The sequence below is a fragment of the Streptantibioticus rubrisoli genome (assembly GCF_024436055.1).
In the GTDB taxonomy this organism is placed as follows: domain Bacteria; phylum Actinomycetota; class Actinomycetes; order Streptomycetales; family Streptomycetaceae; genus Streptantibioticus_A; species Streptantibioticus_A rubrisoli.
This window is the reverse complement of the sequence record NZ_JANFNH010000003.1, coordinates 61,202-74,457: the sequence shown is the minus strand read 5'-3', so window position 1 is coordinate 74,457 and position 13,256 is coordinate 61,202. Positions and strand designations below refer to the sequence as shown.

Below are 13,256 nucleotides of genomic sequence, written 5' to 3'. Positions count from 1 at the left end.
GGAGACGGCCCGGAGCGCCCGTTGCCGAAACCGGCCGCCCGTTGCTGTGAACTTCCTGGGAATTTGGCGGAATCTGAACGCAAGTCCGACCGGGTCCGTGCATCGCATCGCGGTGATGGCAACTGGCGGCAGGCCCGACGGACCCCTCATGCGCAGCGCGACGCCCGCTGTGCGGGAAGGCGTTGGCTCCCATGCGGCCGGAACGGGCTCGCGAGGGTATGCCTCCCGATGCGGCTGCCGCTTCCGGGTCGCGTCCGTGTCACCGGCGGCCCGCCGTGATCAGGTAGTAGTCGAGGATCCGCTGCTCGTAGGCGCGCAGGAAGTTGCGCGGCCATGTCCCCGTGGCCCACTGCCGACCCAGCCAGAGGTCCCAGCCGGGCCAGACGTGCTGCCCGATCGGCTCGGCACGCACCCCCGTGAGCCCGGCCGCCGTGAATGCCTCCGTGAGCGCGGTCACCGGCCGCGCGATGTCCAGGCCGTTGGCGTACGTCTTGAGCAGCCCCGCCAGTTGTCCAGGGCGGCCCGGCGCGTCGTCCACCGTGAAGAAGCTGGCCACGGCCACCCGTCCGCCCGGCCGCAGCACCCGCGCCGTCTCGGCCGCGAACGCGGCGAGATCCGGGAAGTGCTGTGCGGCCTCCACACTGACGACCGCGCCGAACTCACCGTCCGGCAACGGCATCCGTTCCGCGGCCCCCTGGACGAACCGCAGCCGCCCCGGCTGCCGCCGCAACAGACCGGCGTGCGCGCTGTGCGCCCGCCGCAACTGCTGCGGATGGATGTCCATACCGGTGACGGCAGCCGGTTCGCACTCACGCAGGGCCAGCGCGCACCCCATCCCCAGCCCGCATCCCACCTCCAGGACCCGTACACCCGCCAACGGGCCGACGGAGCCCAGGACGTGCCGGTAGAGGTCTTCCTGGCTGCGGATCCGTTCCGCCTCGGTGAGCGGCGCGTCCAGGTCGATGGCGCGCCAGTAACCGAAGTTGATGAACCCCCCGGCGAAGATCGCCTCGCCGCTCAGATCGGCGGGACCATACGTCTCCTGCACCACGGGACGCATGGCGGGACAGGGATGCTGAGCACCGTCCACCACGAAGTCACACCTCCTGGAACCGCACGCCGTCATGCCGATGCACCATGGTGATGTCTCCCCACGCCGAGAGCCGGAATTCGTCCTCTCGGCCGCCGTACCCGTTCCCCGCCCAGGCGCCCCGCACACCGCCCGCCTCGCAGGAACCGCTGGCGGTGGCGCCCCAAGGGGGCGCGGGGAACTGCGCGACCAGCCACATTGTTGCTGCAGACGATCGACGGCAGATCGCCGCACCGGTCAGACGGCATCGGCCGCGCCCCCAGCGGAGCGCCTAGCACTGCGGGTAGTCGGTAACCGCGGCCGTCGGCTCCAGAGCGTCGAGTTCGGACAGCCGCGCCGCGTAGTGGGCGCGGAGCACGGTGAAGGCGTCGGGGCCGAGTGGTAGCCGCCGCGGGGGCCGCGGCGAGAGGACGGCGTCCAGGATCGCCTGCGCGGCTCGCTCGGGGTTGCCCCGTTGGGTGCCGTGGTTGGCGACGAACGCGTCACGTGACGGCCCGACGATTGGCTGATACGCGGGCAGCGGACTGGTCAGGCGCAGCGACCGCCCACCGAAGTCCGTGCGAAACGCGCCGGGCTCAACGACCGTGACATGGACGCCGAATGACGCGACTTCACCGGCGATCGAGTCGGACACTGCCTCCAGGGCGGCCTTGGGGCCCGCGTACCCGGCCCCACCCAGCCCGGAGGTGACGCCGATGATCGATGACATCTGCACGATGCGACCCCATCTCCGCTCGCGCATACCGGGCAGGAGAGCGCGGGTCAGTTCAAGACCACCGAACAGATTGACCTCGAAGGCCTCGCGCAGTTGCTCATCGGTCGCCTCCTCGAAGGCACCCATGAGCCCGTAGCCAGCGTTGTTGACCAGGACATCGACATCGGCCCGCGCGATTTCCGCGACCTTCGCCCGGGTTCCGGCCCGATCGGACAGATCAAGCCCGATCGCACGCACCCGGCCGGGCGCTCGGCTGACCAGAGGGTCCAGCCGGGCCGTGTCACGGGCGGTTGCCATGACCTCGTCCCCACGCGCGAGCGCGGCTTCGGCGACGGCAGCGCCCAGGCCCGAACTGGCACCTGTCACCAGCCAACGCAACGGTCCCTCCATGGCTCCCCCTTCAAGATTCTTACCATGATGGTAAGTTTTCTATCATGGTAGGTCTCCGTGAGCGCAAGCGGGCAGAGACGCGGCAGCGGATCTCCGACCGCGCGACCCGACTGTTCGAGCAGCGAGGTTTCGAGTCGGTGACGCTTGCTGACGTCGCCGCGGCCGCTGACGTGTCGGTCAAGACGGTCGTCAACTACTTCGGTGCGAAAGAGGATCTGTTCTTCGATGCCGAGCCAGCGGTTCTGGACGGGCTGGTGGCAACGGTCGCCAATCGGGAGAACGCCACTGCCACCGCCGCGATCCGTCCCCTGGTGGTGAACGGCCCCATCCTCGCTGGCCCTTGCTCATGGCGAGCGGTCGACGAGACGATGTGGGCCGCCATGCGTGCCTTCGCGCGGTGCGAACGCGACTCACCGACGCTGACCGCCCGACGGGCTTCGATCCTCCAGTCATGGCTCACACCACTGGCCGAGGCAAGCGGATCGGCGGCGTGGGCCGCGGCGGCGACCGGTGTACTCATTCTGCGGCACTCGATCGTCCAGGACGGCCTCCTCGCGGGACGCTCACCGCTCAGTGTCCGGCGACGACTCAACTCCACCGTGGGCGTCGCGCTGGACGCGCTCGAACGGGGCTTCTCGGACGGCCAGGCCTGACGTCACTGTGGAGCGGAACAACGGCGGCCGAAGTCATCGAGCTGTCGTACCGCCCCGCCAACGGACGCGCTGGCACATCGGCGAGCGAGGCCGTCGACGCCGGGAAACAACTCGCCAGGAAATCCGCACATCTGAAACCGCCTGTCGCCGCGACCGCGTCCCCGCCACCATGTTCGACCGGATTGGCTAGTATCCACTCGAACGAGCCTTAGGCCACAGCTTAGTTGAGTGTACGTCAGCTGACTGGGTTTCTCGGGGGGTTGGTGTGGATGCGTGACGAGGAGATAGTCGCGGCGGCCCGTGCCATACGTGCGGAGTTGCCCGAGTTGTGGGTGGGCGACGGTGCCGCGCGGGCGGCGGAGGTGGACGCGCTGCTGCGGTGTGCGGCGAACGGGCAGCGCGTCGGTGACCGGATTCTCGCGCTGCTGACATCTGATTCCGCGACGCGCCGCGAACTACGCCGCCGCCTGCCGCGGGAGGAGGACACCTACCGTCAGGCGCCGCCCTTGGGAAGCTACTCCGCCCTGGCAGGTCACGGTGACCCGTCGAAGGGGGTCGTGTATCGCTGCTCGGTGTGCGACTACTCGTATCCCCTCTTCGAAGTCGGCGAGCCGGTGCCTGAAGGGTGCCCGGACGGGCACGGCCCCCTCGTGCGGGTCGTGTGACCCGTCGTGCTCACGGCGCTGTGGTCGGGGTTGGGTGGCAAGACGGCGGATCGGTGGGCGTCGCTGCTGACCTCCCCCGCGATGGTGTTCTGGCTCGGTGGGGCGTTCGCCTGGGCCTGGTCGCATTCCCACACCACGCGGCCCGGTGCCGACTGGCAGGCGTTGGGGCACGGCTGGAGCCGGGGCTTCGGCGGCATGCCGACCGTTGTGCAAGCCGTGAGCGTCCTTCTTGCCTTGCTGCTGGTGGTCGGATCGGCCCGACTGGTCGACGCGCTGACGTTCGCGGTGTTGCGGCTCCTGGAGGGCTACTGGCCCGGCTGGGCGTGGCCGGTTCGAGCCGCCCTCACCAGCGTCCGGGGACGAGCCATCGAGCGCCGTGCCGTGAGATGGCGGCAACTGGCCGGGCGGCGCGCGGAGTTGACGGATGCCGAGTACGCCGAGTTCGCGGCACTGAACGCGGCGCGGGCGGCCGTACCTCCCGCGCCGCGGGACCGGATGCCGACCAGGCTGGGCGACGTGCTCAAGGCGGCCGAGTCCCGGCCGCGGCACCGGTACGGCCTGGACGCCGTGGTGTGCTGGCCCCACCTCTGGCTGACCATGCCAGAGCAGACGCGCGCCGAGGTCTGCGCCGCCCGCGCCCGGCTGGACGAGGGCGCCCGGCTGTGGTTGTGGAGCTTGCTCTTCTGCCTCTGGACGGTGTTCACCTGGTGGGCCCTCGGCATCGCCTTGCTGGGCATGGCCGTCGGCTACCGGTTGGCCCTGTCCGCGGCGACGCAGTACGGCACGCTGGTGCAGGCGTGCTTCGACCTGTACCGCGGGAGCCTCTACGAACAGCTGGGATGGGATCTCCCGGCCGATTCCGGTCTGGAGTGGGAGACGGGCCAGCGCCTGACGGCCCATCTCGAACGCGGGCCGCTCATGGAGCGGACAGCGGGGAGGCCGGAGTGAACGCACAACGGGCCCGAGCGGCCGAGGAGTGGCTTGGCTGGCCACCGATTCCGCGTCCGCCACTTCGCTTTCACGCCCGCCTGGCGGCGGTCGGCAGGGCGCTCGCCGACTACGTGGACGGTGATGCCTCAGCCCGGCGCCGCATCGCCGCCACCCTCGACAAGGTGCTGGCCGACCCGCACTTCGGTGCCTGCGCCCCCGAGTTCCGGCTCGCCGTCGTCACCCGAGCGGGAGTGGCCCACAACTGGTGCGGCGTGGCGGAGACGAACCAGGCGGAACTGCACCGGGCCCGGGAACTCCTCACGGACGGCCTCAGGATCGCCTCCGCGCACAGCCCGGACGCGGCGCGGCTCCATTACACCCTCGCCAGCACCGTGCACGTTCTGTACCAGTTCACCAGCGACCCGAACCTGCTCACCGAGGCGCTCAGTCACGCCCGGCGCGGCGTGGCGTGCGCCGGGGACGACCCGAGACTGGCCGCGCAGTGCCGGGCCGGGCTCGCGTCCGTACTGCAGACCAGCTTTCGCGTGTGCGGCAGTGCCACGGTGCTGGCCGAAGCGGTGGAGCACGCGCAGTGGTCGGTCGAGGTGGGAGGGCGGACCACGCTCGGCCATCGGTTCAGATACGTCCTGGCCGATGTGCTCACGCACCGGTACGACGCCTACGGGAGTCTGGACGACCTCAACCGTGCCATCGCGTTGTTGCGGAAGGCCGCCGAGAGCCGCGACTACGTCATGGCGCCGACGACCGGCAACGCGTTCCATGGAGCCCTCGGCGGCCTGCTGCGCCGCCTGTACCTGCGGATCCGTGATCGTGCGGTACTCGACGAGGCGGTCGAGTTGGCCGCGGACGCTGTCGGAGACGACGACTCGCGCGCCGATCCCGTCGCTCTGACCAACCTCGGCAACGTGCTGCTGGCGCGCTACCACGACTACCGTGACCCGGACGATCTGCTCCGCGCCGTCGATCTGCAGTTGAAGACGATCAACGCTCGGCAGGCCGGTGACTGGCAACTGGCCTCCGGGCACAACAACGCGGGCAACGCGCTGACTGAGGCATGGCGGGTGTCGGGGGACGACCGGCTCGCGGACCTGGCGGTCACGCACTACCGCACGGCGCTGGAGCTCACCGCGGACAACGCCCCCGAACTCGCCTCCCGCGCCTACAACCTGGGTACCGTCCTGCAGGCCAGAAGCGCGGGCGTCGACCGCGAGTTGCTCGTGGAAGCCGCGGCCGCCTACGGGGACGCCGTCCGCCATGGTCTCGACACCTCGCTGGAGTGGGCACTCGCGGCGGCCGTCCGGTGGGGCGACTCGGCTGTGGGACGCGGCAGTTGGGAGGAGGCCTGCGAGGCCTACACCGGCGGGCTCAAGGCGACGGAGCGGTTGTTCCGCATCCAACTGCTGCGGGAGGACAAGGAGACATGGCTCGCGGATTCCCAGGGCCTGCCCACGGAGGCCGCTTACGCGCTGTTCCGCGCCGGACGGCGGGAGGATGCCGTCCTGGCCCTGGAGACCGGTCGAAGCCTGCTGCTGTCGGAAGCACTGGAAGAGGAACGGGCCGACCTCGGTCGGCTCGACACCGGGCATGCCGACCTGGTGGACGCATACCGCCGGGCCGTCACGGCCCTGGACCAGGCGATGCACGGCGGCACCGAGCCCTCGGGCCTGCGACGCTGCCGCGAAGCGGTCGACGAGGCGATCACCAACATCCGGGCGGTAACCGGATACGAACGCTTCCTGGCACGACCGGACATCGCCGAAGTCCACAAGGCCGTACCGCCCGGCGCCGTCGTCGTCTACATCGCGGCGGCCGGACCGGCGGGCGTGGCACTCGCGGTGGACGGCGGCGGCCAGATCAGCGCGGCGGAACTCCCCGCGGCGACCTCATCAGCGGTGCGGCGCCGAGCCGACGCACTGCTCGATGCGCGCCGGAGCCTCCACACGGGGTCGGGTACCTGGAAGGGGGTCCTCGACGCTGTCACCCGTTGGGCCTGGTCGGCCGTCGTCGCTCCCGTGCTACCGATCATCGGTGACGCGGAAGAAGTCATCATCGTGCCGTCGGGAACCCTCGCGATGCTCCCGCTGCACGCGGCCTGGCGACCGGGACGGGACGGCTCCGGCACGCGACACTATCTGCTCGACGAGCGGACCGTGCGTTACGTCCCCAACGCCCGGGCGCTGGAGGTCACTCGGCGGCTGGCGGCCCGGACGGCCGACGACCGTCTCGTCGTCGTCGCCGATCCCCAGCCGACCTCCTGGCAACCGATCGGGTACGCCCGCGCGGAGGCCGCCTGGGCTCAACGGTGGTTCGCCGCCAGCCAGTTGCTGCACGGAACGGACGCCGATCGAGAGGCCGTCGTCTCGGCCCTCTCGGGAGCACAGGTCCACCACTTCATCTGCCACGGCCGCGCCCAGACCGACCAGCCCCTGAACAGCGCGCTGATACTCGCCGACGACCAGGAACTGACGCTACGCGAGATCCTGACGCTACGACCGTCGCACCCCGGCACCGGCGCGAGGGCGCGGCTGACCGTACTTTCCGCATGCGACACCGATCGCCCCGGAACCTCCTTGCCCGACGAGGTCATATCCCTGCCGAGCGGCCTGATCCAGGCCGGTGTCGCGGGGGTGGTGGCGAGTCAGTGGGCGGTGCGCAGCGAGGCGGTCAGCCTGCTGATGGCCCGCTTCTACCAGCTGTGGCGGAGCACGGATACGGAACCCGCCGCGGCCCTACGGGCGGCGCAACGCTGGCTGAGGGACACCACCAATCGGGAGAAGGTCCAGGACCTGGCCCCCGCCCTGGATCCGCCCACCGAGGACGGGAGTCTCGAAGGACTCGTGCGGGGTCTGCAACTCCGCGATCCCGACGCGCGACCGTACCTGCACCCCAGTGACTGGGCCGCACTGAGCTACCACGGCTCCTGACCCGCGCGGTTCGCGAACTCGCCGCCGCACGGCGCGGCGCCGTTCCACACGTTTCACCGAGTATACCATTGCAGTCCGCAATAATGCAGATAGAGCTACAAATGCGTGCCATCCGGACATTCGACTTCGGATGATGGAACGGGGCCAGGGGGCAGCAAGTTCCGGCCGAGCAGCGCGACGGTCTCGTCCAAGCGCTCCGGGCCCTCGTCGCGGCCGCCGACGAACCGGCCCTCGACCTCGGATCCCGCGGTGCTCGCCTCCCCGTGACCTCGCTGGCCACGGGGAGGCGAGGCAGGCCCGCGGTCAGCGATCGGCGTTGATCTTCAGCCGGTCAGGGGCAGGCTCAGTCCCGCCATCGCCGTCGGAGGCGGGTGCTTGCCGGGGCAGCAGCCGCTGCCTGTGGTGCTCCTCGGTGAGGTCGTGCAACCGCGCGTGCAGCAGGTGCGGCAGCGTGACCATGCCGACGATCCCCCGCTCCACACTGACGACCGGTGCCTCGGTGATGCCGTGCTCGGCGAAGAGGTACGCGGCCCGGCGCAGGGTGTCGTCCGGGCGCAGGACGACGGGTACGGGTGCGGCGATGTCGGCGACGGTCGCGGGCGCGCCGTTGTTCACGGCCCGGGAGGTGGCGTCCAGCAGGGCGCGTCGGCTGACCACGGCGTACGGGGGGCCGCCGCCGTCCGTGACGGGGAACAGCCGCTGTCCGTCGTCAGGTTGCTCGCCCGCGCGCAAGGTCCTCATCAGGGCCTCGTCGAGGGTGTCGGCGCGATCGAGGATGTCGGGGTCGCGATCCATCACCTCTTCGACGAAGAAGGTCTCCAGCGGATCGGTGGAGTACTCCCGGGTCAGGTGCAGGCCGCGGCGGGCGATCTTCTCGGTGAGGACCGAGCGCTTCAGCAGCAGTACCGACAGCGCGTAGGCGGCGGTGGAGGAGATCAGCAGCGGCAGCCCGGCCGCCCAGGCGTGGGTGAGCTCCAGCGTGAAGACCACTCCGGTCAGCGGCGAACGCATCACGCCGCCGACCACGGCGGCCAGCCCCATCATCGCCCAGAACCCGGGCATCACCTGGGGGAAGACCAGCCCTTCCGCGGCACCGACCGCTCCGCCGATCATGAAGACCGGAGCCAGCACACCACCGGATGTGCCGGAGCCGAGCGACAGCGACCAGATCAAGGTCTTGACCACCAGGATGCCGACGATCAGTGAGACCGTGGCGCGGCCGGTGAGCAGTTGGTCGATGACGTCGTAGCCCACGCCCAGCGCGCGCGGCTCGATCAGGCCGCCGAGGCCAATGACCGCGCCACCGATGGCAGGCCACCACATCCAGTGGAACGGCAGCCGGGCGAAGCCGTCCTCGGCCCGGTAGACCAGCCACGTCGCCGCCACCGCCAGCGTGCCGCCGATGACACCCGCCAGCACGCACAGCGCGTCCACGGCCCCGCCGGTGTGCAGCCCGGCCGCGGAGACCGGGAAGATCGGCCCGGTCCCCAGCAGCAGACCACGGCACACCGTGCTGACCGCGACCGCGCCCACCACGGGCACGAAGCTGCGCGGCCGCCACTCGAACAGCAGCAGTTCCACGGCCAACAGCACGGACGCCAAAGGAGAGTTGAAGGTGGCCGCCATACCGGCCGCCGCCCCCGACACCAGGAGCGTCTTGCGCTCATCGGCGGTCAGCCGCAGCGCCTGGGCGAGGATAGAACCGATCGCCCCGCCGGTCATGATGATCGGCCCCTCGGCGCCGAACGGCCCACCGGTACCGATGCTGATCGCGGCCGAGATCGGCTTGAGCACCGCCACCCGCGGGGCCACCCGGCTGCCCCCGGTCAAGATCGCCTCGATCGCCTCGGGCATGCCGTGCCCGCGGATCTTCTCCGAGCCGTACCGGGCCATCAGCCCGATCACCAGCCCACCCGTCACCGGCGCACCGAGCACCAGCCACCACGGATGGTGCAGTCCCGGAGCGACCAACGAGACGCGCCACCGCTGGTAGAACACCAGGTTGGTGACCAGGCCGATCAGCCGCAGCAGCGCCAGCGCCGCCACCGCCCCGGCCCCGCCGACCAGCAACGCCCCCCCGGTGATCAACAGCATGCGCGGCCGGACGGTGAAGTCACCCAGATGCGCGGCCCTGTGCCGCATACCGCCGCTCACGCCGACACCAGCCCGTGTCGAGACACCACACGCGGGCGCTTCGCCATTCCGTCCGGATCACACGCAGGGACCTTCGACTGGTCCGTCCATATCGCTACCACGAGTTAAAGTATTGCATATTGCAATACTTTAATCGATGTAAGCACCCGATTGCTGGCCAAGCCATTACGTGCGCTTGGGGCTGGCATGTGCCGGTTCATCCGGCCGTCACGGCCTGACACGACCAGCAGGTGACAGCCGTCGAGGCGTCGGGGATCCGACCGCACTCCGGACAGACCAGGCCCGCCCAGCAGGCGGGATCCCCACCCTCGGGCTCGGGCGGCCGGGCGGCACGGACCGGACGGCGCAGGCGGCACGCCAGAACCGCCGCATGAGTCAGGTGCGCCGGGGACGCGCTGACCAGCAGGACGACCGGCCCATCGGCCGCGAGGTCCCGCAGGAGCTGGTACTGCGCCTGGCGGCCGGGCTCGTCGAGTTCGGCGGCGTAGCGGTCGGCGAACTCCCCGAACGCCCACTCGGTGGCGGGATACCGCTGACGCAGCGACGCGGAGGGCGCCAACGCCGGGAACCACACATCGGGACGCACCGGAGCCCTCGCCCATGTCACCGGCAGGCTGCGCTCGACCAGCACACGCACCCCGCGGGTCGGCCGCGGGCGTTCACCTATGGAGTGCACGCGGACATCGGACATCGCGACCCCCACCCTCCCGACGAACCCAAGAGCCCAAATGAAGCACCGAGCAAAGTATTGCACAACGCAATAGTTAGCCTCTATCGATGCTGTAGCGGTGTGCTGGCGAGAGGGCGACGGCGTGTGGCGCGGGTGCGGGTCCGGTAGACGACGTAGGGACGGGCCAGGTAGCCCAGCGGTGCGGTGAAGGCGTGCACGAGGCGGCTGAAGGGCCACAGGGCGAGCAGGAGAAGACCAAGCAGGGTGTGCAGTTGGTAGGCCAGCGGGGCGTGTGTTCAGGCGCGAGGTGAAGTCCACCCGGTTCGGGTCGAACTGCCTGCCGTTGACGTAGAAGACGGTGCCCGCGGTGTGGGACAGGCAGCCGATCCCCGAAAGTCAGACGGCTCCGACGACCGTGCGGTCCCCTGCGCGCTGGGCTGTTGTGCCGAAGCGTCCGGTCAGGGACGGCATGTGACGTGCAGGTGCGCCGCGGCGTTGTTGGCGTAACCCCTGAGGTTCCAGACGGTCGCCGGGGATTCGGGCTGCACGGCCGCGGTGGAGTCCCAGGCGCGTGCGATGAGTTCGACCTCGCCCGCGGGGAGGGTGAGCGTGGCGTGCCAGTGCTGCCAGGTCCAGGGATTCGCCGGGGGGTCGAGGTCAGCGCGGGTCCAGGGGCTGCCGTGGTCGGCGCGGACCTCCACACGCGCCACGGTTCGGTCTTCGCCCGCGAAGGCGAATCCGCTGATCTTGGTCGGTCCACAGGCCAGGTGGGCGTTCCTGGCGGGCCGAAGGATGGCGCAGTGGATGGAGATCGGTCCCAGGGTGATGCCGTCGCCCGGTGTCCCGGGCTCGGCTTCGGGGAGCAGGACGCTGTATTCGGTCTGGAAGTGGTTGTCGCTCGGTTCGGCCTGTGCGCTGATGCGCTGCAGCCATTTGACGCTGCGGGCGCCGATCCAGCCGGGGACGACCACGCGCACGGGAGCGCCGTGCACGGCGGGCAGTTGCTGGCCGTTCATGGCCCAGGCCAGCAGCACCTCGCTGGAGGTCGCCTTGGCCACCGGTACGGAGCCGCCGAAGGGTTGCGGGGGGTCCGTCTGTTGTGACACGTCGGCGCCGGTGAAGGCGATGTGGGCGGCTTCCGGCCGCACTCCGGCCTCGTCCAGCACATCCGCCAGGCTCACCCCGCTCCATCTCGCGGTGGAGGTGGCTCCGGGGCCCCAAGGGACCTGGTGGGGGATGTCGCGGACCTCGATGAGGTCGGCGCGACGGTTGCCCGCACACTGCAGCGTCGCCACCACCGTGCGCTCCGGGAAGCGGCGGCGCAGATCGTCCATCGACAGCTCCAGGGGACGATCCACCAGGCCTTCCACGCGCAGGCGCCAGCTCGCGGAGTCGATGTGCGGGATCGGCGCGTGGTTGCGGCCGTAGAAGGAGTCCAGGGAAGTGATCTGAGCTGCCAGGGCGTCAGGAGGTGTTTCGGCGTTGTAGGGCTCGTCCTGATGCACAAGCATGTCGTGACGTTTGCCCCCTATGCCCATGGGGCTACTGTTCATCGCCTCTGCTGACGCCGTCAAGGCCGCCCAACCACAGCTCAGCCCGTACCCAGGGGGCGACGCACGAGGAACACTCCCACCCCCGTCGAGAGCAGAACCACGCAACCCCCGAAGACCAGACCCGCGCCGCGCAGTCCCAAAGCCAGGGTGAGGGCCCCGACCCCGACCACGGGCAAGGAGATCCCAACGTACGCGACGACGAAGAAGGCTGAGATCGTCGCGCCCCGGTGCTCCTGTGGAGCCACCGCGCTCACGGTGGTCAATCCGGCGCGGAACGCCAGACCTTGGCCGAGGCCACCCACCACCGCGCCGGCGACCAGCACCGGCAGGGACACCGTCAGCAGGGAGGTGGCGACCAGGGCCATGCCGAGGGTCAGCACCAGGCAACCCAGGGGCAGTGCGCGCCGCACGCCCACCCGCCCCATCAGGGACTGGCCGACCGTGGAGGCACAGAACGCCGAGAAGACAACCGCGCCGGAAACGGCCAGATTGCGCACGCCCAGGGTTTGGGCGACGAAGCTCGGTGTCACCGCGGTGAACAGTCCGAGCAGGGAGAAGCCCGCGAGCGCGGCCAGCCCGGCGGGCACGAACGCTCCACGCGTCTGTTGCGGTACGACCATGCCCTGAGGGCGCAGCGGCGGTCGAGGAGTGCGGCGCGCCACCGTCTCCGGCAGCGCGCCCGCGACCGCGAAGGCCGCCACGAGCAGTGCGATGTCCACCAGGAAGGGCAGCCGCAGCGGCCACGGCGCGTACTGCGCCAGCGCTCCCGACAGCACCGGACCGCAGCCCAGGCCGCCCATGTTGGCGGCCGTGGCGGCGAATCCGGCCCGTCCCTCTTGCCCCGCGGGCGCCAGTTCCAGCACGGCGGCCGTCGCCGACCCGCTGAAGAGTCCCGCGGCGAATCCCGAAAGCACCCGTCCCACCAACAGCAGCGGCAGCCCGCCCTCGAACAGGAAGCACACCGCGCTCAGGACCGACAACCCGACGGCAACCAGCAGCACCGGGCGTCGGCCCAGAACGTCGGAGAAGTCACCGGCGACCAGCAACGCGGCGATCACACCCAGCGCGTAGACCGCGAAGACCACCGTCACTATCAGCTCGGAGAAGCCGATCTGCTGGCGGTACAGCCCGTACAGCGGCGTCGGCAGCGTGGTCCCCGCCATGCCGACCGCGAACACCGCGGCGGCCGCGAGGTACCAGGGCCTGGCACGGCGGTCCCCCGCGTGCTCGACGCTCGGCGTCCGCGACGCGGCCGGACGGCGCACCTAGTTCCCCGCGTCGCGGCCGACCGCGTCCCGGGTGAGCTGGACTTTCGCCCGTACACACGTCTGCGGCGCGTCCGCGCCGCGCCCGTACGACGCGGCCGTATCCGTTGGTCGCCGCCACCGGGAGGCCAGCCGCACGAGATCGCATGACACGTCGTACCGCTGCGTCCGTGGTAGTCCGACACCCAGTCCTAGCGCCATAGGCCGATCCTCCCCCGACAGCCCA

General features: G+C 70.5%; 11 protein-coding genes and 1 pseudogene. 4 read left to right on the top strand and 8 right to left on the bottom strand.

The genetic code is table 11. The annotated features are described in order from the left end of the window. Nucleotides 1-259: 259 nt before the first annotated feature. From NON19_RS05275 to NON19_RS05265, 3 genes are all read right to left on the bottom strand, one after another. Nucleotides 260-1,060, bottom strand: a complete 801-nt coding sequence (locus NON19_RS05275) for a class I SAM-dependent methyltransferase (RefSeq protein ID WP_255925434.1) — start codon at nucleotides 1,058-1,060, stop codon at nucleotides 260-262. A 37-nt stretch (nucleotides 1,061-1,097) separates the two neighbouring features. Continuing rightward, nucleotides 1,098-1,289, bottom strand: coding sequence for a hypothetical protein (locus NON19_RS05270; RefSeq protein ID WP_255925433.1), 192 nt, complete (start codon nucleotides 1,287-1,289; stop codon nucleotides 1,098-1,100). Nucleotides 1,290-1,361: 72 nt separating this feature from the next. Further along, entirely contained in the window at nucleotides 1,362-2,195 is an 834-nt protein-coding gene (locus tag NON19_RS05265; RefSeq protein WP_255925432.1) for an SDR family NAD(P)-dependent oxidoreductase, read from the bottom strand. Between the two features lie 44 nt (nucleotides 2,196-2,239). Between NON19_RS05265 and NON19_RS05260 the strand changes: the two genes are divergently transcribed. The 4 genes from NON19_RS05260 (at nucleotide 2,240) to NON19_RS33305 (ending at nucleotide 7,388) form a co-directional block, all read left to right on the top strand. Further along, a complete protein-coding gene (locus NON19_RS05260) occupies nucleotides 2,240-2,848 on the top strand; it encodes a TetR/AcrR family transcriptional regulator (protein ID WP_303653361.1) in 609 nt (202 codons plus the stop codon). 269 nt (nucleotides 2,849-3,117) lie between these two features. After that, nucleotides 3,118-3,513 (top strand): hypothetical protein, encoded by a 396-nt coding sequence (locus NON19_RS05255; RefSeq protein WP_255925431.1) that lies wholly within the window; start codon nucleotides 3,118-3,120, stop codon nucleotides 3,511-3,513. Between the two features lie 6 nt (nucleotides 3,514-3,519). Then, nucleotides 3,520-4,461: a hypothetical protein gene (locus NON19_RS05250; RefSeq protein WP_255925430.1), complete on the top strand. Its 942-nt coding sequence runs from the start codon at nucleotides 3,520-3,522 to the stop codon at nucleotides 4,459-4,461. Further along, entirely contained in the window at nucleotides 4,458-7,388 is a 2,931-nt protein-coding gene (locus NON19_RS33305; protein ID WP_255925429.1) for a CHAT domain-containing protein, read from the top strand. Before NON19_RS05250 ends, NON19_RS33305 begins: the two co-directional genes overlap by 4 nt. A 303-nt stretch (nucleotides 7,389-7,691) precedes the next feature. Here NON19_RS33305 and NON19_RS05240 read toward each other — a convergent pair whose 3' ends face one another. The 5 genes and pseudogenes from NON19_RS05240 to NON19_RS05220 form a co-directional block, all read right to left on the bottom strand. Next, nucleotides 7,692-9,530 carry a chloride channel protein gene (locus NON19_RS05240; RefSeq protein WP_255925428.1) on the bottom strand — a complete coding sequence of 613 codons (1,839 nt, stop codon included), beginning with the start codon at nucleotides 9,528-9,530 and terminating at the stop codon, nucleotides 7,692-7,694. Nucleotides 9,531-9,738: 208 nt separating this feature from the next. Continuing rightward, nucleotides 9,739-10,233, bottom strand: a complete 495-nt coding sequence (locus NON19_RS05235) for a DUF488 domain-containing protein (RefSeq protein WP_255925427.1) — start codon at nucleotides 10,231-10,233, stop codon at nucleotides 9,739-9,741. A gap of 80 nt (nucleotides 10,234-10,313) precedes the next feature. Next, nucleotides 10,314-10,505: pseudogene (locus NON19_RS05230) on the bottom strand (respiratory nitrate reductase subunit gamma); the annotation flags it as partial. 165 nt (nucleotides 10,506-10,670) lie between these two features. Next, nucleotides 10,671-11,723 (bottom strand): sulfite oxidase, encoded by a 1,053-nt coding sequence (locus tag NON19_RS05225; RefSeq protein WP_255925425.1) that lies wholly within the window; start codon nucleotides 11,721-11,723, stop codon nucleotides 10,671-10,673. An 80-nt stretch (nucleotides 11,724-11,803) separates the two neighbouring features. Beyond that, the gene (locus tag NON19_RS05220; protein ID WP_255925664.1) at nucleotides 11,804-12,928 is read right to left on the bottom strand and encodes an MFS transporter; all 1,125 of its coding nucleotides are present in this window, start codon (nucleotides 12,926-12,928) and stop codon (nucleotides 11,804-11,806) included. Nucleotides 12,929-13,256: the final 328 nt, after the last annotated feature.

Excerpts from the sequence above, each read along its gene's own strand:
- NON19_RS05275 (WP_255925434.1), bottom strand. The coding sequence starts at position 1,060 with ATGCGTCCCGTGGTGCAGGAGACGTATGGTCCCGCCGATCTGAGCGGC.
- NON19_RS05270 (WP_255925433.1), bottom strand. The coding sequence starts at position 1,289 with ATGTGGCTGGTCGCGCAGTTCCCCGCGCCCCCTTGGGGCGCCACCGCC.
- NON19_RS05265 (WP_255925432.1), bottom strand. The coding sequence starts at position 2,195 with ATGGAGGGACCGTTGCGTTGGCTGGTGACAGGTGCCAGTTCGGGCCTG.
- NON19_RS05260 (WP_303653361.1), top strand. The coding sequence starts at position 2,240 with ATGGTAGGTCTCCGTGAGCGCAAGCGGGCAGAGACGCGGCAGCGGATC.
- NON19_RS05255 (WP_255925431.1), top strand. The coding sequence starts at position 3,118 with ATGCGTGACGAGGAGATAGTCGCGGCGGCCCGTGCCATACGTGCGGAG.
- NON19_RS05240 (WP_255925428.1), bottom strand. The coding sequence starts at position 9,530 with ATGCGGCACAGGGCCGCGCATCTGGGTGACTTCACCGTCCGGCCGCGC.
- NON19_RS05235 (WP_255925427.1), bottom strand. The coding sequence starts at position 10,233 with ATGTCCGATGTCCGCGTGCACTCCATAGGTGAACGCCCGCGGCCGACC.
- NON19_RS05225 (WP_255925425.1), bottom strand. The coding sequence starts at position 11,723 with ATGCTTGTGCATCAGGACGAGCCCTACAACGCCGAAACACCTCCTGAC.
- NON19_RS05220 (WP_255925664.1), bottom strand. The coding sequence starts at position 12,928 with ATGGCGGGGACCACGCTGCCGACGCCGCTGTACGGGCTGTACCGCCAG.